Annotated in this window: 25 protein-coding genes; 6 read left to right on the plus strand and 19 right to left on the minus strand. The window is 65.8% G+C overall.

The annotated features are described in order from the left end of the window. The first annotated feature begins 164 nt into the window (after positions 1-164). The 5 genes from EJV47_RS23965 to EJV47_RS23985 all read left to right on the plus strand — a co-directional run bounded on the left by EJV47_RS23965 (position 165) and on the right by EJV47_RS23985 (position 3,701). Positions 165-875: a Crp/Fnr family transcriptional regulator gene (locus EJV47_RS23965; RefSeq protein WP_126695743.1), complete on the plus strand. Its 711-nt coding sequence runs from the start codon at positions 165-167 to the stop codon at positions 873-875. 564 nt (positions 876-1,439) lie between these two features. Next, the gene (locus EJV47_RS23970; RefSeq protein WP_126695744.1) at positions 1,440-1,820 is read left to right on the plus strand and encodes a hypothetical protein; all 381 of its coding nucleotides are present in this window, start codon (positions 1,440-1,442) and stop codon (positions 1,818-1,820) included. A gap of 219 nt (positions 1,821-2,039) precedes the next feature. Then, complete coding sequence (locus EJV47_RS23975) at positions 2,040-2,474, plus strand: hypothetical protein (protein ID WP_126695745.1); 435 nt, start codon at positions 2,040-2,042, stop codon at positions 2,472-2,474. Positions 2,475-2,561: 87 nt separating this feature from the next. After that, positions 2,562-3,233 (plus strand): carboxypeptidase-like regulatory domain-containing protein, encoded by a 672-nt coding sequence (locus EJV47_RS23980; RefSeq protein ID WP_126695746.1) that lies wholly within the window; start codon positions 2,562-2,564, stop codon positions 3,231-3,233. A gap of 36 nt (positions 3,234-3,269) precedes the next feature. Next, positions 3,270-3,701 carry a hypothetical protein gene (locus tag EJV47_RS23985; RefSeq protein WP_243651296.1) on the plus strand — a complete coding sequence of 144 codons (432 nt, stop codon included), beginning with the start codon at positions 3,270-3,272 and terminating at the stop codon, positions 3,699-3,701. Between the two features lie 225 nt (positions 3,702-3,926). On the opposite strand, the gene EJV47_RS23990 is transcribed toward EJV47_RS23985, so the two are convergent. Then, positions 3,927-4,316 carry a group III truncated hemoglobin gene (locus EJV47_RS23990; protein WP_126695747.1) on the minus strand — a complete coding sequence of 130 codons (390 nt, stop codon included), beginning with the start codon at positions 4,314-4,316 and terminating at the stop codon, positions 3,927-3,929. 257 nt (positions 4,317-4,573) lie between these two features. After that, a complete protein-coding gene (locus EJV47_RS23995) occupies positions 4,574-7,366 on the minus strand; it encodes an alpha-L-rhamnosidase-related protein (protein ID WP_126695748.1) in 2,793 nt (930 codons plus the stop codon). A 148-nt stretch (positions 7,367-7,514) separates the two neighbouring features. Between EJV47_RS23995 and EJV47_RS24000 the strand changes: the two genes are divergently transcribed. Further along, positions 7,515-8,006, plus strand: a complete 492-nt coding sequence (locus EJV47_RS24000; RefSeq protein ID WP_126695749.1) for a DUF4126 family protein — start codon at positions 7,515-7,517, stop codon at positions 8,004-8,006. Between the two features lie 291 nt (positions 8,007-8,297). Here EJV47_RS24000 and EJV47_RS24005 read toward each other — a convergent pair whose 3' ends face one another. The 17 genes from EJV47_RS24005 to EJV47_RS24065 form a co-directional block, all read right to left on the minus strand. After that, positions 8,298-9,236, minus strand: a complete 939-nt coding sequence (locus EJV47_RS24005) for a hypothetical protein (RefSeq protein WP_126695750.1) — start codon at positions 9,234-9,236, stop codon at positions 8,298-8,300. A gap of 49 nt (positions 9,237-9,285) precedes the next feature. Beyond that, on the minus strand, positions 9,286-9,561 hold the full coding sequence (locus tag EJV47_RS24010) for a hypothetical protein (RefSeq protein WP_126695751.1): 276 nt from the start codon (positions 9,559-9,561) through the stop codon (positions 9,286-9,288). A gap of 31 nt (positions 9,562-9,592) precedes the next feature. Beyond that, positions 9,593-10,633: an ATP-grasp domain-containing protein gene (locus tag EJV47_RS24015; protein WP_126695752.1), complete on the minus strand. Its 1,041-nt coding sequence runs from the start codon at positions 10,631-10,633 to the stop codon at positions 9,593-9,595. 41 nt (positions 10,634-10,674) lie between these two features. Then, positions 10,675-11,892, minus strand: a complete 1,218-nt coding sequence (locus EJV47_RS24020; protein ID WP_126695753.1) for a lysophospholipid acyltransferase family protein — start codon at positions 11,890-11,892, stop codon at positions 10,675-10,677. 26 nt (positions 11,893-11,918) lie between these two features. Beyond that, entirely contained in the window at positions 11,919-13,139 is a 1,221-nt protein-coding gene (locus EJV47_RS24025; protein WP_126695754.1) for an arginase family protein, read from the minus strand. A 776-nt stretch (positions 13,140-13,915) separates the two neighbouring features. Further along, positions 13,916-14,746, minus strand: a complete 831-nt coding sequence (locus EJV47_RS24030) for an ABC transporter permease (protein WP_126695755.1) — start codon at positions 14,744-14,746, stop codon at positions 13,916-13,918. After that, positions 14,743-15,666, minus strand: coding sequence for an ABC transporter ATP-binding protein (locus tag EJV47_RS24035; protein WP_126695756.1), 924 nt, complete (start codon positions 15,664-15,666; stop codon positions 14,743-14,745). The genes EJV47_RS24030 and EJV47_RS24035 overlap by 4 nt, the downstream gene beginning before the upstream one ends. Before the next feature lie 118 nt (positions 15,667-15,784). After that, positions 15,785-17,095: a zinc metalloprotease gene (locus tag EJV47_RS24040; protein WP_126695757.1), complete on the minus strand. Its 1,311-nt coding sequence runs from the start codon at positions 17,093-17,095 to the stop codon at positions 15,785-15,787. 126 nt (positions 17,096-17,221) lie between these two features. After that, positions 17,222-17,377 carry a hypothetical protein gene (locus EJV47_RS28240; protein WP_165903912.1) on the minus strand — a complete coding sequence of 52 codons (156 nt, stop codon included), beginning with the start codon at positions 17,375-17,377 and terminating at the stop codon, positions 17,222-17,224. Positions 17,378-17,469: 92 nt separating this feature from the next. Further along, positions 17,470-17,619: a hypothetical protein gene (locus EJV47_RS28245; RefSeq protein ID WP_165903913.1), complete on the minus strand. Its 150-nt coding sequence runs from the start codon at positions 17,617-17,619 to the stop codon at positions 17,470-17,472. Positions 17,620-17,714: 95 nt separating this feature from the next. After that, on the minus strand, positions 17,715-17,867 hold the full coding sequence (locus tag EJV47_RS28250) for a hypothetical protein (protein WP_165903914.1): 153 nt from the start codon (positions 17,865-17,867) through the stop codon (positions 17,715-17,717). A 430-nt stretch (positions 17,868-18,297) separates the two neighbouring features. Then, entirely contained in the window at positions 18,298-18,459 is a 162-nt protein-coding gene (locus EJV47_RS28255) for a hypothetical protein (protein WP_165903915.1), read from the minus strand. 134 nt (positions 18,460-18,593) lie between these two features. Beyond that, a complete protein-coding gene (locus tag EJV47_RS24045; RefSeq protein ID WP_126695758.1) occupies positions 18,594-19,220 on the minus strand; it encodes a response regulator transcription factor in 627 nt (208 codons plus the stop codon). A gap of 102 nt (positions 19,221-19,322) precedes the next feature. After that, positions 19,323-20,132, minus strand: coding sequence for a LytR/AlgR family response regulator transcription factor (locus EJV47_RS24050; protein ID WP_165903916.1), 810 nt, complete (start codon positions 20,130-20,132; stop codon positions 19,323-19,325). A gap of 65 nt (positions 20,133-20,197) precedes the next feature. Continuing rightward, positions 20,198-21,202, minus strand: a complete 1,005-nt coding sequence (locus tag EJV47_RS24055; protein ID WP_126695760.1) for a sensor histidine kinase — start codon at positions 21,200-21,202, stop codon at positions 20,198-20,200. A 37-nt stretch (positions 21,203-21,239) separates the two neighbouring features. After that, positions 21,240-23,642: an outer membrane beta-barrel protein gene (locus EJV47_RS24060; protein WP_126695761.1), complete on the minus strand. Its 2,403-nt coding sequence runs from the start codon at positions 23,640-23,642 to the stop codon at positions 21,240-21,242. A gap of 531 nt (positions 23,643-24,173) precedes the next feature. Further along, positions 24,174-25,154, minus strand: a complete 981-nt coding sequence (locus EJV47_RS24065) for an EamA family transporter (protein WP_126695762.1) — start codon at positions 25,152-25,154, stop codon at positions 24,174-24,176. Positions 25,155-25,206: the final 52 nt, after the last annotated feature.

The following is a 25,206-nucleotide window of genomic DNA, read 5'->3' on the forward strand; positions in this document are numbered from 1 at the left end:
TTTATACGGAGGGTGAAAGTTTTTGACATTGGTCAGTTTCTGCGGCTGCAAAATTGTAACGTCGGGCCCGTCAGCTGCTCGTTCAACCCGAATCCGGTAAGCTGATTCAATTGTATCATCCGCCGGGAAGTGGCACTTGCTAGCTGCCCGGCATCCGTCATTCTATGAGAAACACGCCTACGCTTGCACCTTCCAACTGCCAAAACTGCCCCCGGCGCCAGAATTCCTTGCTGGGCTGCTGCCAATTAGGGGAGCTGAACCTGATTTCGGATAGCAAGAGCTTTCAAGTCTACCAGAAGGGCCAGGTTATCTTTCACGAGGGCAGCCGCGTCAACAACCTGTACTGCATCTTCCAGGGCAAGGTGAAGATGACCAAAACCGGCGGTGACGGCAAAGCCCAGATTATGCGCTTCACGCGCGAAGGCGACACCATGGGCTACCGCGCCCTGATGAGCGATGCGCCCTACGCCTGCTCGGCCGTGGCCCTGGAAGAATGCGTGGTGTGCACCGTGCCGCGCCCCGATGTGCTGAGCCTGATAGAAAGCAACCCCCAGTTTACCCGCGCCCTGTTGCGGCAGCTCACCGACTCGCTCAACGACACGGAGACGCGCATGCTGCACATGACCTACAAGCCCGTGCGCGAGCGGCTGGCCGGGGCCCTGCTGCTGCTGCACCGCACGTTCTGCCAGGATGGCTCGAACTGCAGCATCCCGATTTCGCGCGAGGATCTGGCGTCGCTGATTGGCACGGCTACTGAAACGGCCAGCCGGCTGGTGTCGGAGTTCAAGGAAGAAGGGTTGATTGCCACGAAAGGCAGCAAAATCACCATCCTGAACGCCGCCACGCTCACGCAGATTTCTACGCAGTACGATTAAGCCGGCCAGCGTATTCGCTGCGAAGAAGACCCGCAGGCCGGGGCGTAGTCAGCGCGCCGGCCTGCGGGTCTTCACTTTTTCGGCATCAATTCAGGGTTTAGCTCCAATGGCTGAGGCAGCCGCCCGAAGAAAATTCCCGGTCCGCCTCCAGTATGCTTCTGGGCTGATGGCCGTGGGTGAATCACTGCTTTTTCAACTTGGGAAAGGCAAAACGCTGACGATAATCCTATTGAGTGGTTGCGTCTCAATTTGGGATATAGGCGTCTCTTTTTGGGATGAATTGGCGCTACGATAATTGTATTATTAAAGTTTAAGGTGTCGCGCTGTTTTGATGAGAATCAAGTCTGAAATTGATGAGCGTCATTTTTTTAGCTACGGTAAACACTGAACTTTGAACTATCAAAACAGCTGATAAATAGCTGTTTCAGAAAAGATGACCGCCTTGCCCTGCTAAGCGGCTACGACCAGATACGAAGCGGGTTAATTACTTGGTTTGACTGGTCTGAAAAATTGGACAAAAATTTTCTTCACAAACCCTCACATAAACACACAGGCCCCACCACCATGGCTTACTCTGTAAACAACCCCGCTGGTAAGATTGTCCAAAACGTCATCGACGAGCTGCCCACCCTGATGGCTGTTGCCGTGGTGGACGTTACCTCGGGCATGTCGCTGGCTTCGCACACCAACTCGCCCAACATCAACCCCGACACCGCCGCTGCCTACAACACCGAAGTGGTGAAGCAGAAGCAGAAGGCTATGTCGGCCCTGAAACTGACCGGCGAAACCATCGAGGACATCCTCATCACCCTGTCGAACCAGCTGCACCTGCTCAAGCTGAACAGCAGCGGCACCAAGTTCATCTACCTGGTGGTGAACCAGCGCGACACCAACCTGGCCATTGCCCGGGAAGTGCTGCGCAGCCACTCGGCCAGCCTGAACTAATCCGCCTACCCGCTTACGGACTCGTCGGCCGGTACCAGCGCAGGGCTGGCCGGCGATGCTCCACCCGCTCCGCTTATCCCTACTACCGCTCACATACTCTGCCGCTCGTCGGCGCAGCTTGGGTAGTCCGCAGAAGGCTTGCAAGGCCGTTGCGGGCTACCCAGCCCTGCGTACGCGCATCGGCCCCAGCTCCCCGGCCGGGGGGCCGCTCCTGCCACCATGAACATTCCCTTCCTCCAAAAGCTGACTGGTCCGGCCCTCCACAAGGTGGTGGGCCTGGGGCCGGCGGGCGCCGAGCGGGCGGTGGCCGAGCGCGTGCTGCACCGCGTGCTGGCGGGCCTGCCCGAGCTGCTGGCGGCGGCCGTCGTGCGCATCGACACGGGGCAGGTGCTGGCCAGCTACACCACCGCGCGCGAGCTGAACCCCGAAAAGGTGGCGGCTTTCAACGCCGAAGTGGTGAAGCAGCAGCGCCAAGCCCTGGCGGCCCTGCGCCAATCCGACGAAGCCCTGGAAGACATTCTCATCACGCTGCGCACCCAACTGCACCTGCTGCGCGTGCTGGCCGATGGCCGGCACCTGCTGTACGTGGCCGCCGACTGCCGCGACACCAACCTGGGCATGGCCCGGGAAGTGCTGCGCACCTGCGAAGCCTGAGGCGTCACCCGTACGGGAGCGGCGGAGGGCTGTCGACCCAACACCACAGAGTCTGAATCTACCCTTTTCCACCTCAATACTTCCCGTATGAAACTTACCGCTTCCCCCTTTGACCCGCAGACGGGCGAGCTGCTGCCCGTGTACCGCGACGCTTACCTGCGCGGCGACCTGAGCAAAGCCTCGGCCCGCGCCGTGGAGGAGTACCTGCGCCGCGACGCCGACCAGGCTCACGACACGCTCACGCGCTGGCACCAAATTCAGAACGAGGCCGAAGAGGCCGCCCCGAGCTGGGTACGCCGCCAGATTCTGCACATTCAGGCCGAGCCGCTGCGCTTCCGCCGCCGGGCCACCAGCCTGGTAGCCGGCGCCGCCCTGGTCGGCGGAATGGTGTTTGCCGGCACCAACCTGCCGAACAACAGCCTGCCCACCGATAACCTGCCCACCGCCGACGCCACCGCCGAGCTGGTAGCGCCGGCCACCGAAGCCGCCTCGGCCATCCGCATGGTGACGCTGAAAGGCCGCATCCTCGACAAGAGCGGCAAGCCCCTGATCGGCGCCACGGTGCTGCAGAAAGGCACCCGCTTCGGGGTGAGCACCGACGCCAACGGCAACTACACCATGCGCGTGCCGGCCGGGCAGCAGACGCTGGTGTACGGCTACGGCGGCTACCAGGACCAGGAGCTGCAGGTACAGAACGCCGCTCCGACCGATGTAACCCTCACGCCCCGCAGCAAGCAGCGCCGCTGGTTGTTCTTCTAAGCCCGCCAAGGGGCTACGGGGCCCAACGCTTACTCCGTGAAACCAAAGTCGTATCGTAAGAAAACTGCTACCAAACGAGCCCGCCAAGCGGCCCTGGATGCCGTGGCCGAAGCCGGGGAGGTAGTGCAGAATGTGCTGGCCGAGCTGCCGGATCTGTTGGCCGTGGCCGTGGTGGATGCCCGCACGGGCACCAGCCTGGCCGCCCACTCCAACGACGCTAGCATTGCCCCGGCCACCGCCGCGGCTTTCAACGCGGAAGTGGTGCGCCAGAAGCAGAAGGCCCTGACGGCCCTGAACCTCATCGACGAGCAAATCGAGGACATCCTGATTTCCTTGTCGAGCCAGCTGCACCTGATGAAGCTGGCCGACGGCGGCCGCAAGTTCATCTACCTCGCCGTGAGTGCGCAGGCCACCAACCTGGCTACGGCCCGGGAGGTACTGCGCACCCAAGCCGGCCAGCTCCGCTAAGGCGGGCGCCTGACTCACAAAACATTCTTCTTCCGGCCGTTCCCGCGGGAATGGCCCTTGCCGCACCGACGGCGCGCTCAGCCCCGGGTTTGGGTAGACCGGGTGTTGGGCGCGCCGTTTGGCGTTGGGAGCTGAGCCGGAAAAACAAACAGCGGCTGCTACCCCGGAGGCAGCAGCCGCTGTGCGGCGGGGCGCGAAGGCGCTCCGGTGGGGACTGTAGCTGGCTTAGTGGGCGGCCAGGACGGGTTTCGGGCCGAACAGCGCCGCCAGGTTCAGGGCTTTGTGCTTGGCTTCCTCGGCTTTGGGACCGGCAAAATTCTCCCGCACCGTGGCGTCGAACAGGCTGATCCAGCGCTGGAAGTGCGGACCTTCCAGCGGCAGGCCCAAATCGTTGGGCGAAGACTGCCCGCGGCCGGACTTGGAGCCAAACAGCGCCGCGCTCCAGAAGTTGTACATCGTGAACAGGTGCTGGGGCCAGTACACGCGCGAAACGGCGTTGAACCCGGGGCTGAGCAGCTCATCCTGCGTGACTTTCTCGCAGAACTGGTCCACGAGCATTTTCACGTCGGCTTCCCGGGTAATGTCGGTGAGAACGGAGGCAGGGGCGGTTTTCATAGAACAAGGACGCTGGGGCACGCAATACGGCCACCGAGGTAGCCAGGTTTGGCTAAGATAGCGCAAACGTTTGCGCGGGCCAACAGTAACCCCGCAACAAAGCTGATAATCAGTGTTTATTGCTCGAAAAAAATATACGAATCCGGGAAAATCACCGATGAAGCCCAACTGGCCTCCGTACTAATCGAACTTGCTATCAGCAAATTTGGCTGGGCTGCCGGTAGGTGCAGCCGGCGTCGGCCGCCCCGCCCTTTGGCTTAGCGCAGCCGCGTCAGGCGCAGGTGGTCGAGCATGGCCTGGTTGACCTCGCCGTTCATGTTTTCGTTGGCCGCCTCGAAGCGCAGGCTGAAGGTGCTGCGGCCCTTGGGCAGGCTCACCGGGATGGAGTTGGAGTAGCCCCAGTCCGACCACTCATCGACGCCGCGCTGGGGCAGCACCACCAGGCCCAGCGGCCGGCCGGCCAGGTACAGGCTGCGCAGGGCGCACTTGTTGGAGGTGTTGATGGGCCCGTTGCCGTTGGCGTAGCGGAAATCCAGCGCGTACTCGCCCGCGGCGGGCACGTCCACGCTGAACGTCAAGGTTCGATTCACGGTCTTGCTGATTTCCAAGAAGCCCTTGCCGGTGTAGCCCTTGTAGGGCTTGGCCGATTTCGGCGCGGCCGTTTCCAGCTGCACGTAGCGGCGGAAGGGCTCGGCCTCCACCGGCAGCGGCTCGGAGGCGAAGCTTTCGTAGCCCTGGGCATCCACGGCCACCACCTGGTACTCGGCGTAGCTGGCGGGCCGGGGCACCACGAACTCCGGCTCGGTGGTGCGGGCCGCAAACTGCCCGTTTAGCAGCACCTGGTAGGCCTTGGCGCCGTCCACCGGCGCCCAGCTCAGGCGGCCGGCCGCGTAGCGCACCTGCGGCGTCATCGGGGCCACGTGGTGGGGCACTTTGTTTTGCGTGGAAGGCGGCAGCGACTCATTCGTCAGCTCGATGCGGATGGCGTGCGGGCCGGTAGTGCTGGCCGGTAGCAGCCCGTTGGGCAGGGGCTGGCCGTCGAGGGTTATAGTGCGAATCTGGTTGCCGAAGCCCATTAGCTCGACGTCCAGCGTGGCCTGCCGGTAGCGCAGGCCGGTGAGGCGGCGCGTGCCCCGCAGGGCCTGCGGCACGAAGGGCTCGAACGTCAGCCCTTCCACCTCGTAGCGCAGACCGAACAGGCCCTTGTACACCAGGCCCAGCGTGCCCGAAAGGCTCCAGAGCATGTTGCTGCTGTTGACCTGGGTGCCGGCGTAGTCGCCGTTGGAGGCCACGAAGTTTTCCTTGTTGGTCAGAAACAGCGCCGCCGGCCGGCTCACCGCGGCAATGCTTTCTAGGAAGGCCGTTTCGTTCTGAGCTTTGGCGGCGGCCAGCCCCCAGAAGCTCTGCACGAAGGGCCACACGGCGTTGTTGTGGTAGGGTGGAATGCCCGGCGTCTGCGGGTACACGCACGGTACGCCGTAGTCCATGACGGGGGTGCTGGCAATGGCTTTTTCCGGTTCCAGGGCCTCTTCAAATAGCACGGCCAGCGCAGTTCCCAGGGCTTCGGCGCGCGGCGCCAGCAACTGCCGCTCCGGTGTGGTCCGGCCGTAACGGTAGGCGGCGTACGTGGCTTGTTCCTCACGCCACAAATGGGTGTTGATGCCGCGCCCGCTTGTGTTCCGACGTCGACGATACGCGGCCGTAGTAGCCGCCTGCTGACCAGCGCGCGAAGGTTCCAGAACCCACGCCATCTGCATAAGCGCATAGTTGGCTTCGGCGTGAACGACGCTAGTGCTTAGCGCAGTCGACTGATAAATGTCCACCGGCTGCATCCATTTCGGGTAGGTCTGCTCGCGCCAGTCCAGAAACGACGTTTCGCCGCGCACTAAGCCACTGTAGTTTCCGCGCGTAGCGTCGTAGATGTTGTTCTGCGTGTCCTCTGCAAGGGACTTTTTCACGATGGGGTACACCCGGCGCAGCCAGTCTTCATCCCCCGTGGCCAGGTATACTTCCCAGGCGGCTACGGCCCAGATCATGCGGTCGGTGGAGACGGGATAGGCGCCGCCGGTGCCGGTGTCCTGAATGATGCGGCCCTCGGGCGTGACCTTGCGCAGCAGGCTGGTTTTAGCCACTTCCGGCTGAATGGCCGCTTGCGCGAGGATGATGCTGTAGCTGATGTCGCGGGTCCAGACGCCGGCCCACTCCTGCCCGGTGCGGAAGGTGCCGTCGGGCTCCACGGCGCGCTTGGCTTCTTCCAGGGCCAGGTTGTAGAGGGCATCCAGCAGCGGGTAATCCGACTCGTACTGCGGCAGCCCGCTCACGTCGAGGCTGGCCTTCCAGCTCTTGGCGGTGGTGCGCTGCGCGTCGTGGGCGTTGAGCGTGAGGGTCGTCTCGTAGATGCCGTCCCCGTCGGGGTCGGTCAGCTCCAGGCCGGGCTTGCTCACCAGGTTATCAAAGTCCCAGCTCAGCGGGGCAGCGTTGCCGGCCACCAGCACGTGCTTGAGGTCCTGCTGGTAGAGCTTCTGCCCGTTGTAGAGCTGGTAGTAGCCCTGCTGCTTGAAGGCCGCCAGCACCGGGCGCATATCCAGCCGGATCTTGAGCGGCGTGTTGGGCGCCAGGTAGGTTTCGGCGGGTACCGGCGTGGGGTCCACGTACTGCCGGCCGAACACGATAAGCGGCGTTTCCAGGCCCGCGCCGCCGGGCCGGGGCAGGGCCGTGATGATGTGGTCCTGACCGGGCGGCATTTCGTTGTCCTTGCCGTTGAGGCTGAACTTGAAGCTCACCCGCGGGCTCAGAAACTGATTGGCCGGGCTCTGGTAGTTCGACACCAGCTCCCGGCGCGAGAGGGCCCGGGCCACGTGCCGGCCCTGCACCACCGAGTCGGGGTACAGCGCATAGGCGGCCGATTTCCACAGCGGCGCGGCGGGCTGGGGCGGGGCAGGAGTGGCCGCGGCGGGCGGCGGAGCGGTGGGCTTGGTCATCTGGCAGGAACCCGCCACGAGCAGCGGCGCGAGCAGCAGACCCAGCGGGAAAATCGGGCGACACATCATACACGGGCGGCAAGGGAAAGCCGCGCTGAAGCTACGCGAATCCGCCGGCGCCGGTGGTGCCGGGAGCAGTTTTTAGCGCCCCAAGGCCCGCCCGGCGTTACCCCGCGGCCCGCCGGTGCGTAAGCCGGTATTCACCTTATCACCCATTATGGCTTCTTCCTCGACGTTCTGGAAAACCCTGGGCCTGGGCGCGGTGGCCGGCATGCGCAGCATGACGGCCCCGGCCCTGCTCAGCACCGCCCTGCACCATCATCCTTCCGGCCGCCTGGCCTACTCGGCCCTGAGCTGGCTGCAATCGGGCGGGGCGGCCCGGGCCCTGCAGCTGATGGCCGGCGCCGAAATGGCCGGCGACAAGCTGCCAAATGCCCCCGACCGCACCGTACTGCCGGTGCTGGCGGGCCGGGCCCTGTCGGGCGCCCTGGTGGGGGCGGTGCTCTACAAAACCAACCGCGGCAACCTGCTCACCGGCGCCGTGGTGGGTAGCCTGGGCGCCGTAGCCGGCTCCTTTGCCGCCCTGTACCTGCGCAAGCTCGCCGACCAGCGCACCGCCCTGAAAGAGCCCTGGACCGGCTTCGTGGAGGACGCCCTGACGCTGGCCGCCGGCAAAGCCCTGCTCAGCGGCCACCAGCCGAAACTGTAAAAAGCCTGCGCGACGCCAGCTACGTCGGTGGACGGTTGGGGCAGGGCAAACGGCCAGACTGGCTCAGCTACGGTTTGTAGGCCCGCGCCACCGCGCGGGCGTCGTGACACGATTACAAGGCGGCTCACCTCTGACGGTGCTGGCTTGCTACGCCTCAACTTCCGTTCAATGACGTGGCCCGATTCCAAAGCGGCGCAACTCGGCGGCACCGCACAGACAACCATCCCACACGCAAGCGGCCCCGCAACCGGTGAGTTGCGGGGCCGCTTGCATTACCGGAGAAGCCGAGAATCAGCTGGCCACGGCGTAGCCCTCTGCTGTGCGCTGCAGCGCGTGCGGAAACCAGGTGCAGTAGCGCAGCGGGGAGTCGCGCAGCTCCTCAATGGCGTCGGGAGCGGCAAACCACAGCTCCAGGAAGTCGGCGCGGCGGATGACGTCGGGCAGCGTGGCCTCGGGCAGGCGGCCGAAGGAGCGGGCGTGGCGCAGGCAGTTCTTGATGTCGCCGCGGCGGCTCACGCACACCTTGCCGTTGTAGTAAGGGTTGCGGTGCCGGGCCTCCACGAAAAACTGCGAATTGACCACGTAGCGCGGCTTCGGCAGCGTAGCCGCGGCCTCGTCGAGCTGCCACTGGGTGTAGGTGAGGCGGGGCAGTTCGGCGTCAGCGCCCGACCACGGCGCGGAGTGGCAGAGCAGGCGGCTGATTTTGGGCTGGGCCGCGTACAGGGCGCGCAAGTCCGCGGCGCTGACCTGCGGGGTGTACTCCAGCCAGATGGTGACGGCGCGTAGGGTGGTGCCGCTCAGCGCGGCGGCCAGCGTCTGCAGGCGCGCGGGCGTGGCGCGGCGCAGGCGCAGTTCCAGGTGCCGGCAGCGCAGCGTGTCGAGCTGCTGCACCAGCGCCGCGAAGTCGTAGTACCCGAATTCGTACTCCACCACGGCGCTGGTCAGCGGGTCGGGGCAGTGGTAGTCGAGGTTGAGGCGCGGAAAGGCCTCGGGCCGCTCGGTGAAAAAGCCCAGGCCCTTCTGCTGCAAAAACGCCAGGTACTTGCCGAAGCTGGCCGCGTCGTAGCCGTAATCGGCTTCCACGGCCGCGTAGGGCCGCTGCTGCAGCGCCGCCACGATGTCGAAGAGCACGTTCGGAATGAAGGTAATCTGGGCGTTGTGCAGGTCGTAGATGGCGCTTCGGTCGCGGCCGCGCACCGGCACGTTGTGGGCGTACAGCAGAAAATGCATGGCAAGGGGGGCGGGAGTAAACGGGGGAGCCAGACGGAATTGCGCGCTGCTAATGGCTGAGCACGGCCGCCGACTCGGCGGCCCCGGCGGCTACCGCTGGCGGCTGAAAGCTGCGGGCAAACTCCTCCCAGTGCCCGTAGTCCAGCTCCGACACGGGTTTGTACAGCTCCTGCTGGCGGTAGTGCGTGAGCTGGTGCTGCCGGCTGCTGCTGGCGCGGGCCTCGGTGCCCAGCTCGGCCACCTGGGCGGCGGTGTTGCGGCGCATGTAGCGGAAGTGAACCGGCAGCGGCCGCAGCTGCTCGTCGGAAAACAGGTACTCGGACATTGGAAGCGGGGCTAAGGGTGGAAAAGGCGGTTCAATCCAGGTAGCCGGGGCCGCCCAGGGCCGGGGCCGGGGGCAGCACGGCTTCTTCGTGGTCCTGCTCCACCAGCCAGCGGGCCAGGTGCTGCTCCAGGTGGTGGTGGCAGCGCTGCGAGGGCGAGAGGTACTGGCCCACCGGGTTGACCTCGATGAAGACGTACTCGCCCTCGGCCGTGCGCATCAAATCCAGGGAGCCGGTGCGCAGCCGGGCCGTGCGCATGAAGTGGGCCACGCGCAGGGCCACCGCCGGCGGCAGCTGGTAGGGCACCACGTGCGTCTGCGGGCTGCTGTACACCAGCTTCACATCGGCGTAGGGCTGATCGGGGGCGGCCGGGCGGGTGTTCAGGATGGCCGTGGCGTAGCAAGTGCCGTCGAGGTAGAACACGCGCAGCTCGTACTCGGCCGCCACCTGCTGCTGGTACAGCGTCGGAAAAAACGTGTCGGGCAGCTCGTCCAGCATGGCCTCGGTGACGCGCGTGGTGAAGGCGGTGTAGGCGTCGGCGCCTTCGAGGTAGTAGCCGCAGAAATCCACCGGCTTGGTGATGAGCCGGCCGCCGCACTCGGCCCAGAAGGCGCGCAGCTGGGCTTTGGTGGTCAGCACCAGGGAGCGGGGCGTGGGCAGGCCGCAGCGCTGGGCCAGCTGCAGCACGCTGAGCTTGTTCTTGGTGCGCTGCAGGGCCGGGTAGTCGGGCAGCCACACCTTGTCCTGCAGCACCTCGAAGAGGAACTGGCCCAGGTGGTTGGTTTCGTTGCGGATGTCGCCGGCTACCTGCGCGGCGTGGGCGCCCAGCCGCCCCAGCGCCCGGGCGTCGAAGGCGTCGAAAAAGCGGCGGTACCACACCACGTGCACATGCTCGCGCAAACTCAGCCCGTCGATGAGAATGTCGCCGCGGTTCACGTCGATAACCCAGTTGCGGGGCGGCTCCACCAGGTCGCGGCTGCTGATTTTCAGGAAGGAAGCGCCGTAGGCCAGCAGCCAGTCGAGCACCGGCTCGGTGCCCTGCTCGTGGTCGGCGTGGGTCAGAACGAGGATCATGGCCAGAGGGCGACTGAAGTCGGGGAAACCAGGCCGCGGATTTACTCGCCCGCGGCTACCACTACCTGCCGCGCCCACAAATCCTGGAACAGCGGCGTGGCGCTGAAGCGCTGCTGCACCTCGGCGGGCAGCGCGGCCAGCTGGGGCAGCAGGGCGGCCAGCTTGTCGGAAATGGCGAAAGTCTGGTAGGTGGCCTGGTCGAAGAGCTGGGGCGTATCGGCGTGCCAGAACACGCGGTAGCGGGCCTGGTTGAAGCTCAGCGGGCCGGGCGCGGTGGCTGGCACCGGGCGGGGGGGGTGGGCCTCGCGCAGGGCGTTCTGGTCCACGAAGTGGTTCATGTACAGCCAGCCTTCCCACTGCTCGGGGTGGCGGCGCAGCACCGGCTCAAACAGCCCGAAGATGTGCTGGGTGGTAGCGGCGGCAAACTCCTCGCGCGGCAGCTCCGACTCGGTGGGCTCGATGGGCGCGAAGAAGTGCGTCTCGTAGTCGGCGGCGCCGTGGCGCAGGTGCAGCAAGGGCACGATGGGCGTACGCGTGACGTGCGAAATGAAGGCAATGCCCTTGCGGGCGTAAATCTGGCGCGAGAGGAAGTTGATGCGGGTCAGCTTGTCGTCCTGGCGGTCCATGCCGCCCACGCCGGTGTTGCCGTCGATGTAGAACAGCAGGCTGCGGCCGGCCTTTATTTCCCGGATCATCTGCAGCCCGATGCTGGGCGACTCCGCGTTCAGGATGCGCATGCTGCCGCCGTGGTACACCGGGTTGCTCTGGCGCAGGGCCTGAAACTTATCGCCCTGCTGCTCCAGCGTCACCTGGTCGACCACCAGCGTGTAGTGGATGCCGTGGCGCAGCAGGAAGTGGTGAATCATGCGGTAGGAGCCCAGGTGGAAGGTGCAGAACACCCGCGGCCGGCTGTGCACGTCGGCCAGAAAGGACGTGTCGCCGGTAAACCGGGTGAGGCCGAACACCTGCGCTTCCTGCTCGTCGAGGGCGGCCCAGTCGCGGTGCGCCATGACCTCGGCGAAGAACTCGGCCTCGGTGGCCGGGTGCTCGGGCAGGTAGTGGTGGCGGTTGGCGGCGCAGAGCAGGAAGTTGTGCGTGGGCGTGCCGTGCGGGGCCTGCCGGTGGGCCGCGGCCGACCGCTCGCGGGAGCGGGTCTGCACCTCGGCCACGCGGGCCAGGTAGGCTTCGCGCGGGGTTTGGGGTTCGGCCGGGTCGAGCAGCAGGTCGGCCGAGGGAGCGGAGAGCGTAGCAGTTGTCATAGCGCAGAAGGGCAGAAAGGGAAGCGTTAGCGGATGAAGTTCAGCATGGTCAGCAGCAGGTTGGCGGCCACCTGCAGGGTGATGCCCGACTGGTCGCGCAGCGGGTTGACCTCCACGAAGTCGAGGCCGACGATGCGCGCGTTGCCGAGCAGGCGCTGCAGCAGGGCACAGGTCTGGGAGTAGGACAGGCCGCCGGCCACGGGCGTGGCGGTGCCGGGCGCCACCTGCGGGTCGAGGAAGTCGATGTCGAAGGTGAGGTACACCGGCAGGTCCGGGTCGAGCACCACGGCATTGGGGTCCTGCAGCAGGCCAGGTAGCTCGTCGGCCCAGAAGATGTGCTGCTTGGGGTGCTTGTGGGGGCGGTTGTTCACCAGCCCGCGGATGCCCAGCTGGCTGACGCGCATCAGCCCGTCGAGCTGCAGGGCGCGGGTCATGAAGTTGCCGTGGTGCGGGGCGGCGGCCGGGTCGTGGAAGGCGGCCGACTCGTGGGTCTGGTAGGCGTCGATGTGGGCATCGAAGTGCAGCACCTGGAACTCCGGCACCGCCTCGCTGCAGGCCAGAATCAGGGGCCAGGCAATGGAATGGTCGCCGCCGAGGAAGAAGGGCACGTGGCCGCGCTGGTAGAGCTGGCGGGCGGCCTGGGCAATGCGGCGGTGCACCACCTCGCGGCTTTCGCCGGGGCCCACGTACAGGTCGCCCCAGTCGCGGAAGCGGCCGCTGTGCAGGCCGGCGCGCAGCGGGCCGAAGTCGGTTTCGGCGTTCAGGAAGCGAAAATCGATGCTGTCGATCTGCTTGGTGAGCGTGGCGTGCTGGCGGCTGAGCTGGTGACGCAGGTGCAGCGGGAAGTGGCGGCAGTTGTTGTCCTCGGCGTTGCCGCCGCCGTACGGAATGCCGCAGAATACCACCAGCGGGGCGGTTTCGGGCGCGGTGGGGTCGTAGCCGGCCAGCCCGAACAGGGGGGCCTTCACCGGCTGCACCACGAAGGTTTCGTCGTGCTCGGGGGCCACCAGCATCTGGTGCCGCTCCAGGAAGTCGAAGGTGGTCAGCACGTCCTCGCGGCGGTAGTGCTGGCTGAGGGCCTCGATGGCCTCCTGGCGGGAGCGGGGCTGCTGCAAGGAGTCGAGCAGCTTGTACACGTCGGGGGCCACCACGTATTTCTTGCCCACCAGGCGGTGGGTGATTTCCACCCGGCCGTTGGGTTGAGGCTGGAAATCAAGGCAGCGGGAAGTTTTCAGGGTTGTACTCATAACGGCTCAGGCAGAAGAGTTGACGGGGAGAAGGTGCCGGCGGCGAGAGGGTGCAACGAAGGTGACACCTGCAAGTCCGGATGCCCGGCGGTTTTTGATGAAGTCGGCGAAAAAGCCCTCTAACCGGGGAAAACCGCCCTTGAATTCAAGCGCCCGAAACCGGCTTTGGGCCTGGCTGGCGGGTGCCGGAAACCGGCGTAGCACGCTCAGAAGCGCCTTGCAGGGCCATACAGCGGCCACGCGCCGGGCCGAAGCCGGCCTGCCGGCGGGCCGGGACCTATACCGCGCGAATCGGCTGTAATTTTTTGCGCTTCGGCCCGGCCTAGAAAGCTCCGGGTGACTTGTTGAAAGCACCGGGTAGCCTTAGCGAAAGGATGGGCGACGTGTCAGAACCGCCGGGTAGCGTGGCGTAAATTATTGCTGGCCGATGCGCCAAGGGGCGGAAGTGCCGACCGGGCAAGACACCGCCGCCCCGGCCAGCAGGCGGGATGCTGTCGGCTGGGGCGGCAGGTTAATTCAGACGGGCCACCGTACTGGCGGCGGCTGAATCAGCGGCCTCTCACCGCCTGCTGATTCAGCCGCACCGGTACTAGCGGAGCGCATGGGGGTAGCGCGAAGCTCTGCTTCGCGTATTCAGAACGACTTGTTGAACGGCACGCGTTCATTTCGTTCTGCGACAAACGTGCTGGGTACGCGAAGCAGAGCTTGACTGCGTCGACCTGCGGTTCGCGCTACGACGCGGCCGGCGCGCTACGGCGCGGACCGACGCTTGCGCATCAGCCCAGGCGGCGGCGCACCCAGGCGGGGCCGGCCAGCAGCACCAGCAGCAGCCAGATCAGGCTCAGCCACTCGTGCCGGGCCAGGGCGGTGGGCACCCGCAGGGCCGGGCCGTCGGCCTCGAAGCTGTGCCAGGTGAGCAGGGGCGCGCCGTAAGGCAGCAAATCGGCGTGGGCAATGCGCAGCACCGTGAGGGCCAGTACCGTACCGACCAGCCCCAGGGCAATGGGCACCACAAAGGAGCGCCAGGCCAGGCTCACCACGTACTGCACCGCCACGATGCCCACCGTGCCGGCGTAGATGCGCAGCACGGCCGCGGCCAGCGGCGCCAGCGGCGTGGCGTAGTGCTGAAAGCCCAGCTCGGGCCGGAGCACCGTCAGCAGCCAGCCGGTGAGCAGCAGCAGCGCGGCGTGCAGCGTCTGGGCCAGCAGGCTCAGGCCGAGCACCGTCAGCAGCTTGCCCACGAACAGGGTGCGGCGCGGCACGGGCTGGGCCAGCAGGTGCTTCCAGGTGCCGGCGCGGTGCTCCACCTGCACCACCAGGCTGGTGAGCAGTACCGCAAACAGCGGTAGCAGCAAGGTCACTTCGGTGCGCCAGGCGTTGTGCAGGTAGGGTACCCAGGGACTCTGCCCGGGCGTGAGCAGGGTGGCGCCGCGGAAGTAGAACACGGCGAAGATGATGAGCACCGGCGCGGCCGCGAAGCCCACGACCAGCCGCAGGGCCGCCGTGCGGCGCAGCTTGATGCGCTCGGCCGCCAGCGTGCCGCCGAGCAGCTGCCACCAGGCCGGCGACGGGGAAGAAACGAGGACGGAAGTCGAAGTCAGGCTCATGCGCGGGCGGCGGTAAGGTGCAAAAACGTATCCTCCAGGCTGGGCTGCCGGCAGGCAATCTGGTAGAGCGGCTGGCCCACGGCCACGAGCTGCTGCACCAGCGCCGCCACGCGCTCGGGCGAGCGAAACGGCAGCTGCAGCGTGCCAGCACTGGTGACATGGGCATCGGCCAGCTCGGCGGGCAGCAGCTGCCGGCAGGCGGCCGCGTCCTGGGTTTCGATGACGATGTGGGCCTGCCCGGCCTGGTGCAGCTGCAAGTCGGCCAGGCTGCCCTGAAACAGCAGCTCCCCGCCCCGAATTACGCCCACGTGCGAGGCCACGCGCTCCACTTCGCTCAGCAAGTGGCTCGATACCAGGATGGTCTTGCCGTGCTCCCGCTGCAGGTAGCGCAGCAGCTCCCGCAGCTCGATGATGCCGTTCGGGTCTAGCCCGTTGGTGGGCTCGTCGAGGATGAGCAGCTCGGGGTCGGGCAGCAGGGCCAGGGCAATGCTCAGGCGCTGCCGCATGCCCAGCGAGTATTGGCGCACGGGGCGGTGGGCATCGGCGGTGAGGCCGACCAGGGCCAGCACGGTGGCGGTACGGGCGGCGGGCAGCCCGCGCAGGCGGCGGGTAGCTTCCAGGTTGTCGCGGCCGCTGAGGTGCTCGTAGAGCGAGGGGCTTTCGATAAGGGCGCCCACGTGGCGCAGCAGGGCTTCGCGGTGGCGGCCCAGGTCGTGGCCGAACAGGCGTACCGAGCCGGCGGGGGCGGGCAGCAGGCCCAGCAGCAGGCGCAGAGTGGTGCTTTTGCCGGCGCCGTTCGGCCCCAGAAAGCCGTAGATGCTGCCGGTGGGCACTTGCAGGCTCACCGCGCGCAGGATGGGCGTGGGGCCAAACTGAAAGCTAAGCTGCTCGGTTTCGATGAGCAAGGAGGTGTCAAGCATGGCAAGGACAGGCCGGGCCAGCCGCAGCGCGGCCGGCAGGTGAAGCAGAAAAAGCGAGCGGAACGACGGGCCGCAGCGGCCCGGTCCGGGAGTGTCGGGAGAAAGGCGGCAGGATGGCTCAGGCCGTGGCGGCCAGCAGCGGGGCGCCCTGCGGGGCGGTAGCGGCAGCGGCCTGGTCGGCGGCGGCCGATTGGTCGAGGGCCGTGAGGCGGGCCTGGCGGCGGCGGTAGTTGCGCAGGTTGCGCCAGAAGGAGTACACGGTCATGTAGAGCATGAAGCCGTACAGGCCGAAGGTCTTGAGCAGGAACAGGCTGTCGTCCCAGTTCAGCAGGTTGTGGGGGAAATCGGCGTGGAACAGCAGCTTGCCCAGGCGGGGCAGCAGCGTGTGGTTGCTGTAGTTGTAGAACAGCGTCAGCAGGTAGAAAAACAGGCCGTAGTTGGCCAGGGAGTACACCAGCAGCGCCACGTCCTGCGGAAAGCGGAAGGTGGTGGGCACGGCGCGGTTTTCGGGCGCCACCAGGCCCAGCAGGCGCCAGGGGTAGAGCACCGAGCGCGACATCAGGTTCGGAATGTTGAACAAATCGGAGTACACCCAGTAGCCGTCGTTGCGCAGGAAGGGGTTCAGCGAGTACAGCACCACCACCACGTTCATGCTGATGATGGTTCCGACGAGGTGCCGGCCCGTTTCCTGCCCGGCGGGCAGCAGGTAAAACACCCCGATCAGCAGCACGCAGAACAGCAATTGCAGGTACACGCCGGCCAGGTTGATCATGATGCGCGGGCGCTTGCCCAGGGTCCACACGTTGGTCACGTCGGCAAAGAACACCGGGAACAGCAGGTAGAAGCCGAAGCCGATGGCCTTGGGCGCCACCCCGTAGCGCGTGGCGGCCGAGGCGTGGCCCAGCTCGTGGCAGAAGATGCCCAGCACCAGCCCCACGTAAGCGCCCACCGCGCTCAGCAGCATGGCCCGGGAGCTGGTATCGAGCACGAAAGTGCCCCAGCGGTTGACAAATACGGCCGTCACGAGGCCGGCCAGCACCAGCAGCACCGGCATCAGCTGCCCGCGAAACAAACCCAGCAGCGGCCGGCACAGGTGCTGCAGCAGCTCGGGGCCCACCAGGTCAATCTTGGTGTGCAGGTAGCCGGAGCGGCGCGGGGCCAGCTCCTCGGGCACGGCCAGGTACTTGCGCAGCACCAGGTCCACTTCGGCCTCGTGCAGCTGGGCGCCGCGCTGCCGGTAATCGGCGCAGATGGCCGCCAGCGTCTCGCCCGCCTGCAGCCGCCCGATGACGTGGTACAGCAGCTCGCCCACCTGGTACACCCGCCCGGCTGCGATGAGCAGGAAGCGGTTGTCGGGGGTGTGCTGCAGCTCGGCCGTGCTCAGCACGGGGTAGGCGGCGGTCGTCGGGGCGAGGGTGGCGGTGCTCATGGCGGTGAAAAGCGGAACGGCGGGGCCGTCGGGGGGGTAATAGGAATGGACAGGATGCCAACCAAGTGGCCCCGGCCAACCCGCCGAAGCGGGCCGCCCGGGGCCATTGGGCGGGAGCGGGGCTTCTTACAGCTCCACGTCGCAACGCTCGCAGCCGGCGGCTACGGCAGCGGCGGCGGCCAGTTCGAGGCGCTCTTCGAGCTCCAGAACGAACAGACCTTCGGTCAGCTCCGGCTGGTTGTTGTCGATGGTAACGGGGGCAGTTTGTTGTACAGCTTTCATGTTGGTTGGAAAGTGAAAAGTGGGTTTGCCTACTCGGTTAGCGGGTTTTCGGCCGGGCCCGTTGGTTGGTGAAGAGTGGAAGTGGCCGGGGATTAGTCGGTCACGTCGCAGCGGCGGCAGTCGGCGGCCTCTACGGCCACGGCGGCCAGCTCCAGGCGCTCTTCGAGTTCGAGGACAAACAGGCCTTCGGCCAGGTCGGGCTGCTGTTGGTTCAGCTCCGGTTGGGTTTGTACAGAGTACATAGTGGTAAGTGAAAGGAAAGAGGTGCCTACTCGATTAGCGGGTTTTCGGCGTCGCCCGGGCCCGGGGTGGGCCAGTGCAGGGGAAGCGGGGCTTCTTACAGCTCCACGTCGCAACGGTCGCAGCCGGCGGCTACGGCAGCGGCGGCAGCCAGCTCAAGGCGCTCTTCGAGCTCCAGGACGAACAGACCTTCGGTCAGCTCCGGCTGGTTGGCAACGATGTTTTCGGCGGGGGTGTTGATGTTGTTCATAATGGTATTATGAGGGGTTTTTGGTGCCTACTCTGTTATCGGGTTTTCGGCGTGGCCCGGTGTTGATGTCTGAAGCAAAGGAAGGCGGTGTAGATTCGTTTTGCAATAGGAATTTGTTCTCAATTATATGATAATCAATTATATGTAGCTGGTATTCGGACGCTTGCGCAAGGCATGCGGGTAGCGGGCTTCGCGGCGCAGGCAGCGAGGCAGGGTAAGTAGGATAATGGTAATTTGGAGTGGCCGGGCGCGGCGGCAAAGTCGTGCCGCGCAGGGGGGCGGGCGAGGCCTGGTCAGGCGGTTCGCCGGCGCCGGCGGCCACGCAGGGGGCGGCCGGCGGAAGACTCCAGGCGGGCAGGAGCCCGGCCGGCAAAGGCTGCAAGCAGCGGGTACTCGGGCAAGGGGCGCAGCCAGGCGGCGGCGCGGGGTATTAGGGCTGGTCGAAGGTGCCGCCGCTGGTGCCGTCCAGACACTTGATGACGACCGTCGTCACGGTGGAGAGTTCCAGGCGGTCCTCCAGCTCCAGGATAAACAGGTCGGCGGCGGATACGGACGAAACAGCGGTAGCGGCGGTGGTGTCGATGTGCTTCATATTGGTATTTTGGTGGTGTTGGTGTGCCTACTCGGTCTGGGGTTTTCGGCGGCGCCCCGGCGTTGTTTTCTTATTTAAAGAACCTCATTATCCGGCGATAATGCAATAGGAAATTGTTCCTATTTTTATGTTTTCTAGCTCATTAGAGCAGATTTGAGGGCGGGATGCTCGCGCAGGGCCAGGGCCACCGTCAGCAGGTCGCGCCCACTGGCCACGGCCAGCTTGCGGGTGATGTTGGTTTTGTGATTTTTGATGGTGTGCGTGCTCACGAAAAGCTGCTCGGCCATCTGTTTGGCGCTCAGGCCGCGCCCGATCAGGGCCAGCACTTTGCGCTCCTGGCTGCCGAGCACCGCCAGCGGATCGGGGGCGGCAGCGGCGGTGGGGGCGGCGGCCGGCGCGGTGGCGGCGTGGCCCCCTTCGAGCACGGCCACGCAGCGCAGCAGCGCTTCCAGGCCATCGGCGCGGGTGAGGTAGGCGTGCCGGGGCGTGGGAGCCTGGTCGGCGGCGGCGTCGGTGTAGGCGACGGTGCGGGTGGGCAGGTTGTGCTCGTGGATGCACTGCAGCGCGCAGGTGCTCTGGGGGCCGCGGCGGGTGCGCACAATCACCAGGTCGGGGCGCTGGTGCAGCAGCTGGGTGCGGATTTCCTGCTCGTCCGGGCCGATGTTGAGCACGGCGTAGTTCTGCTGGGCCAGGAAGTAAGCGGAGGCATCCCGGAAAAACTCGTCGTCAGTAATGACGGCAACAGTGCTGATTTTGCTCATAGCGGCTAGGCGTAGAAGGGAGAAGAACAGGCATGGGGGAGGCTGGGCAGCCCCTTGGGGGCGCCAGTAAGCGGTAAGCGTAAGGCGGGGGAATTGAGGGCCTTAGCCCTCCAGCCACTTCCGGAAATCGGCCGTCTGGGCAGCGCTGGTCACCAGGGAGGTTTCGTGGTGCTTGAGCTTGACGGAGAGGCGGTTACCAAAGTAAGGCTCGACTTTCTCGACGTAGTGGATGTTGATCAGCTCCGAGCGGTTGAGGCGGAAGAAGCGGTTCGGGTCGAGCTGCTTTTCCAGGTCGGTGAGCGTGCCGGCCAGCGGGTAGCGGGCGGCCTGCTTGTCGCAGGCAAATACCACTCCTTCGTCGGCCTGCAGGTACATCACGTCGTCGACGGGCAGGATGTAGAGGCTGTTGCGCATCCGTACCGAGAAGCGCTGCTTGTAGGAGCGGCTGTTCTGCTGCAGGGCCCGGCTCAGCTCCTGCACCACGGCCTCGTCCAGCAGGCCCGGGGCGGTGGCGGCCGGCGCGGTGGCAGCGGAGGGCTGCTGGCCGGCGAAGCTGGTGCGCAGGGCGTAGTACTTATCCAGCGTCACCTTGAACTGGCCCCCGTCGAAGGGCTTTAGCAGGTAGGCAATACCGTTGCCCTTGAAGGCCTGGAGCAGAAACTGGTCGTAGGCCGTGACGAAGATGATGGGGCAGGTGATGCGCACCTGGCTGTAGAGCGTGAACACGTTGCCGTCGAGCAGCTCGATGTCGGAGAAGATGAGGTCCGGCATGGGGTTGCGGGCAAACCAGTCGAGGGCTTTTTCCACGCTGCGGAGCACGGCCAGCACGGTGGCTTCGGGGGCGTACTCGCGCAAGAACTGCGTGGTCTGGCGGGCGGTCCACTCTTCGTCTTCGATCAGCAGTACGTTCATGGCGGCGGCTAGGCAGAGGGTTGGGGTCAGAGGAGCGGTAAGGTACGGGCCGGGGGCCGGCGGAGCTAGTTCCATTCCTTGATGACGGGCACCAGCACTTCGAAGAAGCCGTCCCGGTAAATCTGCATTTCCTTGTTCGAGAGAATCTTGTACCGCTCTTTCAGGTTCAGCAGCCCGGTGCCGGTCGACTCCACCGGCGTGAGCTTGGGCCGGATCTTGTTGCTGACCGACACCGTTTCGTCGCTCACGCTGATGACGATGGCCAGCGGGTTGTCCTCGTCGCCGCGGTTGTGCTTGATGGCGTTTTCCACCAGGATCTGCAGCGTCGCCGGCACCACGAAGCGGCTGTCGAGGTTGGCTTCGGTGAGCATCACCTTGTGGAAGGTGTAGGCCTGGCCGAAGCGGTGGTTGAGCAGGTAGATGTACTCGTCGACAAACTTCAGCTCGTCGGCCAGGGGTACAAAGTCATCGTCCTTGTGGCGGATGAGGTAGCGGTACAGGGCCGAGAAGCAGCTCAGGTAGTGGCTGGCCACCTGCTTGTCCTGCTGAATGAGGGCGTAGAGGATGTTGAGGTTGTTGAAGAGAAAGTGCGGGTCAATCTGCGCTTTCAGGTTCTTCAGCTCGCTCTCGGTCTGGGCTTTGTGGGCCAGCAGCAGGCGGCGCTGCATGTCGAAGTAGCCCTTGCCCACCAGCATGATGCCCAGCACGCCGTAGCTCTGCCCGTGGCGGATGATGCTGCTGATAAACTGCGCCGGCGTCCAGGTGATGGGCAGGTGCAGAATCAGCCCGTAGCCGACTTTGTAGAGCACCCCGCTCAGCAGCAGAAACGTGGGGATGAGCAGCAGGGCCACCAGGCGGGTGCGCGTCTCCATCACCAGGGGCAGGAAGCCGAAGACGATGAAGTAGACCGCGGCCGTGTCCAGCACGATGTTGTAGAGCATGGCTACCACGGCCCGCAGCCAGCCGAACTCCACCACGTAGCTGGGAAATATCACCAGTAGTGCTACCAGCCAGTAGGTGGCTACTACCAGCACATCGGAGCGAACGGGACGAGTCAGGAACAGTTTCATGGGAAGCGGGTGGCGGCAGGGCGCACGCCGGGGTAAGTTACTCTTTGTCGGACTTCACGCGGCCGCGCTCCTCGTCGAGGCCGGTGGCGCGCTTGCGGGCGGCCTGCAGGCGCTGGTTGCCGAACTTGTAGGTGAAGCTGGCGCGCACCTGCTGGGTTTCGCTCTGGGTGAAGAAGCGGATGTTCATGTCTTGGTACATCACCGTGCCGCGCTGCTTGTTGGTGAAGAACACGTCGGAGGCGGAGATGCGCAGCTGGGCCTGGTCTTTCAGGAAGGACTTCTGCAGGCCCACCGTGGCCGAGCCGAAGGGGCGGAAGGCAATCAGCCCGTTCAGGCCGGCCGAGTGGTAGAAGCCCGACAGCTCCAGGCTCACGTTCTGGGGCAGGCGCACCTTGCTTTGCAGGTACACCATGGCCGAGAGGCGGCCCCGGTGGTACTCGCTGCCCAGGTACTGGCTGCGGTACTGGTTGTAGAACACGTTGGTGCCGCCGTAGCCGCTGAGCAGCTTGCCCAGGCTCACCGGGAAGTTCAGCGTGGCGCTGTAGTTGTCGAGCCGGCCCAGGTTGGTGGTGGTCGAGAACAGCACGTCGTCGCGCTGGTTGGTGACGAGGCTGATGGCGTTGTTGGTGCGGTTGTAGGCCAGCAGCAGCACCGGCTGCTTCTGGTAGGTCACGGCGGCCTTGTAGGCGTTGGTAAACTGCGGCCGCAGGAAGGGGTTGCCGTACTGCTGGGTGTAGGGGTCCAGGTACACGATGCTCGGATTCAGATCCTGGTAGCTGGGCCGGTCGATGCGGCGGCCGTAGCTCAGGTTCACGCCCAGCTTCGAGGTCAGCGGCTTGTCGACGGACAGGCTCGGGAACAGCTGCAGGTAGTTGCGGCGCACGGTGCTGTCGAGGGCCAGGGAGCGGGCCACCGAGTGGGTATGCTCGGCGCGCAGCCCGGCCTGAATCTGCAGCCCGGCCACGGCCTGGTCGAGGCTCACATAAGCGGCCGAAATGCGCTCCTCGTAGCGGAAATGGTCGGAGCGGCCAGGCACGGGCACCCAGGCGCTCTGGCTGAGGCGGGCAAAGTCCAGGCGGCTGTCGATGTCCACGTCGCTGAGCTTGGCCCCGGCGGCCAGCTTGCCGGTTTTGCCTACGGGCTGGCGGTAGTCGGCCTTGGCCGAGCGCAGGTTGATGGCCGTTTGCTGCTCGAAGCGCAGCAGCTCGGTGGCCGGCACCCCGCTGGATTCCAGGGCGTTGGTCAGGCGGCTGTCGTTGCCGGAGGTGTAGCGCGAGTAGTCCGCGTCGAGCACCAGCTCCCGGCCCAGCGAGTCAATGGCCAGCTTGTAGTTCAGGTTACCGGCGTAGCTGGTGGTGTTGCGCTGGCTGTTGTTGCGGGTCGTGTTGCGGGCCAGCCCGCTGGCGTCCTGCACGTCGATACGGTTTTCGGCTTCCACGGCGGTGCGGGTGGTGTAGCCGTTCAGGAGCACGCCCAGGGTCTGGCGGCGCGAGAGGCTGAAATCGGCCCCCACGCGGGCGGTGTTGACGTGCGAGGCCCGGGGCTGGTAGCTCTGCTGGGCGTAGGTTACGGCGCCGGCCGGGTCGCTCACCACGCGGTCGGTGTTGAGCTGCTCGTAGGTTTTGCGGTAGTTGTAGCCGTAGTTGCCGAACACGTTCACGGCCTTGGTGCGGTGGTTCATATCCAGCGCCCCGCCGGCCTTGCCGAAGCGGCCGTAGCCGCCGGTAAGCGTAGCCGTGCCGTTGGTGCCCAGGTCGGCGTTTTTCTTCAGGATGATGTTGATGATGCCCGCCGTGCCGGCCGCGTCGTAGGCGGCGCCGGGCTGGGTCAGCACCTCAATCTTCTCGATGTTGCTGCTCGGGAAATCCTTGAGCACGCTCACCACGTCGGTGTAGTGGGTGGTGCGGCCGTCGAGCAGGATGATGACGCCCTCGCGCCCGGCCAAGCTGATGCGGTTGTTGATGACCACCAGGCCCGGCACTTTCTGCAGCACCTCGATGGCCGAAGCCCCGGCCGCGGCGGGCGAGCCGGCCACGTTCACCACCATCTTGCCGCTCTGCATTTCCAGCAGCGGCTTCTGGCCTACCACTTCCACGCCCTTCAGCTGCTGGGTGGCCGAGGCCATGCGCACCACGGGCAGCTCCACTGCCGGCTGGGCGCCCGTCAGCTCGAAAGCCGCGGTGCGGTGCGCCCGGTAGCCCATCATTGTCACCACCACCCGGTACTGGCCCGGCGCCACGCCGCTGAACCCAAAGCTGCCGTCGGCCTTCGACAGCTCCACCTTGAACTGGGCGGTGTCGGCGGTGGCCTGCAGCAGCACCGTAGCGTAGGGCAGCGGCTGCTGCTGCTCGTCGAGCAGGCGGCCGGTGATGCGCCCGGCGGTTTGGGCCTGGACCAGCAGGGGGGCGGCGGCCAGCGTGAGGGTAAGCAGTGTTTTCATGGCGTCGGTGGCAGTGGTGAGTCAGATGATGTGCCCAAAACAAGGCACACCTACCGCCGAAGCCCGGCACAAACTGGCGAGGTCAGGGAAAAATCAGATGAACTCGGGGAAACGGGGGTTGAATGAAGGCGACTTTCCGGTTGAACTGAGGAAAAGTCGGGTTGAATCGGGTGGGGTTTCCGGCTGAACCCGGGGAAATCCGGGTTGAATGCGGGCCGCTGGCCGGATGAACTCGGGGAAATCCGGGTTGAATCAGGATGGGCTTCCGGCTGAACTGAGGAATCCGGGTTACAGAGTTACCAGAAGCTGGAGGCTAGAAGTAGAGGCTAGTTCCCCTCCTCAGCTGAGGAGGGGCTAGGGGTGGTTGAAAAACTAGAGCTAGAAATTACTGTCTAGAGTCAGCACGCGAGATGTCTCGCTCTGCTCGACATGACAGACGATTTTTTAGCTCTAGTATTTCTAGCTCTAGTTTTTCAACCACCCCTAGCCCCTCCTCAGCTGAGGAGGGGAACTAACTTCTAGCCTCTAGCTCTAGACGCGCTCCGCCGCGGCCTTGGCCGGCACCGGGGCCGGCCGGCGGCCGCCCAGTACCACCAGCATTACCGCCAGCACGATGAGGGCCCCGCCGCTGGCCATGGCCGCGCTCAGCGGCTCGCCGGCCACGGCCCAGCCCAGCAGCACCGCTACCACGGGGTTGACGAAGGCGTAGGTGCCCGCCAGGGCCGGCTCCACCACGCCCAGCAGCCAGATGTAGGCCGAAAACGCAATCCACGAGCCGAATACCACCAGGTAGGCCATGGCCACCCAGGGCTGCCAGCCAATGCCCGTGAAGTGAAACTCGGCCGCCTCGCCGCGCAGTAGCCCGCCCACCAGCAGCATGGCCCCGCCGCAGAGCATCTGCATGGCCACGCCCAGGAAGGGCGAGCCGCCGATGGGCTTCTGCTTCGACAACAACGAGCCCGCCGACCACACAAACGAGGCGGCCAGCGCAATGCCCACGCCCAGCAGGGGCTGGCCCGGGTGCAGCACCGGGGCGCTGCTGGTGCGTGCGGTAGCCAGCAGATACATGCCGCCCACGCCCAGCATCAGGCCCAGCGTAACCTTCCAGTTGGGGCGCGGGGCCAGGCCGCTCAGCCAGCCCAGCACGGCCAGAAACATCGGCACCGAGGCCACCATCAGCGCGGCCAGACCGGAGGGAATGTACTGCTGCGAGAACGTGGTGCCGCCATTGCCGCCCAGCAGTAGGCAGCCGCCCACGGCCGCGGCCCGCAGCCAGTCCTGCCGGCTGGGCCAGGCCGCGCCGCCCAGCAGCCGCACGGCCGCCAGCTGCACCGTGCCCGCCACCAGAAAGCGCATGGCCGACAGCAGCATGGGCGGCCAGGCCGTCAAGGCGGTCTTGGTGGCCAGGTAAGTAGAGCCCCAGATCAGGTACAGCGCCAGCAGGGCCGCGCCGATAAGCAAAGGCGCGGGGCGGGAAACGGCGGCGGGGGAGGAAGCAACGGAAGTAGACATGGCAAAATCAGTGGCCGGCGCGTCGGGGTGGGCCAGGTAGCAGCCCGGCCGA

This window comes from Hymenobacter gummosus (assembly GCF_003970915.1).
Lineage (GTDB): Bacteria > Bacteroidota > Bacteroidia > Cytophagales > Hymenobacteraceae > Solirubrum > Solirubrum gummosum.

Bases quoted from the DNA above. Each gene is read 5' to 3' on its own strand.
- EJV47_RS23965 (WP_126695743.1), top strand. From the start codon at position 165: ATGAGAAACACGCCTACGCTTGCACCTTCCAACTGCCAAAACTGCCCC.
- EJV47_RS23970 (WP_126695744.1), top strand. From the start codon at position 1,440: ATGGCTTACTCTGTAAACAACCCCGCTGGTAAGATTGTCCAAAACGTC.
- EJV47_RS23975 (WP_126695745.1), top strand. From the start codon at position 2,040: ATGAACATTCCCTTCCTCCAAAAGCTGACTGGTCCGGCCCTCCACAAG.
- EJV47_RS23980 (WP_126695746.1), top strand. From the start codon at position 2,562: ATGAAACTTACCGCTTCCCCCTTTGACCCGCAGACGGGCGAGCTGCTG.
- EJV47_RS23990 (WP_126695747.1), bottom strand. From the start codon at position 4,316: ATGAAAACCGCCCCTGCCTCCGTTCTCACCGACATTACCCGGGAAGCC.
- EJV47_RS23995 (WP_126695748.1), bottom strand. From the start codon at position 7,366: ATGATGTGTCGCCCGATTTTCCCGCTGGGTCTGCTGCTCGCGCCGCTG.
- EJV47_RS24000 (WP_126695749.1), top strand. From the start codon at position 7,515: ATGGCTTCTTCCTCGACGTTCTGGAAAACCCTGGGCCTGGGCGCGGTG.
- EJV47_RS24005 (WP_126695750.1), bottom strand. From the start codon at position 9,236: ATGCATTTTCTGCTGTACGCCCACAACGTGCCGGTGCGCGGCCGCGAC.
- EJV47_RS24010 (WP_126695751.1), bottom strand. From the start codon at position 9,561: ATGTCCGAGTACCTGTTTTCCGACGAGCAGCTGCGGCCGCTGCCGGTT.
- EJV47_RS24015 (WP_126695752.1), bottom strand. From the start codon at position 10,633: ATGATCCTCGTTCTGACCCACGCCGACCACGAGCAGGGCACCGAGCCG.
- EJV47_RS24020 (WP_126695753.1), bottom strand. From the start codon at position 11,892: ATGACAACTGCTACGCTCTCCGCTCCCTCGGCCGACCTGCTGCTCGAC.
- EJV47_RS24025 (WP_126695754.1), bottom strand. From the start codon at position 13,139: ATGAGTACAACCCTGAAAACTTCCCGCTGCCTTGATTTCCAGCCTCAA.
- EJV47_RS24030 (WP_126695755.1), bottom strand. From the start codon at position 14,746: ATGAGCCTGACTTCGACTTCCGTCCTCGTTTCTTCCCCGTCGCCGGCC.
- EJV47_RS24035 (WP_126695756.1), bottom strand. From the start codon at position 15,666: ATGCTTGACACCTCCTTGCTCATCGAAACCGAGCAGCTTAGCTTTCAG.
- EJV47_RS24040 (WP_126695757.1), bottom strand. From the start codon at position 17,095: ATGAGCACCGCCACCCTCGCCCCGACGACCGCCGCCTACCCCGTGCTG.
- EJV47_RS28240 (WP_165903912.1), bottom strand. From the start codon at position 17,377: ATGAAAGCTGTACAACAAACTGCCCCCGTTACCATCGACAACAACCAG.
- EJV47_RS28245 (WP_165903913.1), bottom strand. From the start codon at position 17,619: ATGTACTCTGTACAAACCCAACCGGAGCTGAACCAACAGCAGCCCGAC.
- EJV47_RS28250 (WP_165903914.1), bottom strand. From the start codon at position 17,867: ATGAACAACATCAACACCCCCGCCGAAAACATCGTTGCCAACCAGCCG.
- EJV47_RS28255 (WP_165903915.1), bottom strand. From the start codon at position 18,459: ATGAAGCACATCGACACCACCGCCGCTACCGCTGTTTCGTCCGTATCC.
- EJV47_RS24045 (WP_126695758.1), bottom strand. From the start codon at position 19,220: ATGAGCAAAATCAGCACTGTTGCCGTCATTACTGACGACGAGTTTTTC.
- EJV47_RS24050 (WP_165903916.1), bottom strand. From the start codon at position 20,132: ATGAACGTACTGCTGATCGAAGACGAAGAGTGGACCGCCCGCCAGACC.
- EJV47_RS24055 (WP_126695760.1), bottom strand. From the start codon at position 21,202: ATGAAACTGTTCCTGACTCGTCCCGTTCGCTCCGATGTGCTGGTAGTA.
- EJV47_RS24060 (WP_126695761.1), bottom strand. From the start codon at position 23,642: ATGAAAACACTGCTTACCCTCACGCTGGCCGCCGCCCCCCTGCTGGTC.
- EJV47_RS24065 (WP_126695762.1), bottom strand. From the start codon at position 25,154: ATGTCTACTTCCGTTGCTTCCTCCCCCGCCGCCGTTTCCCGCCCCGCG.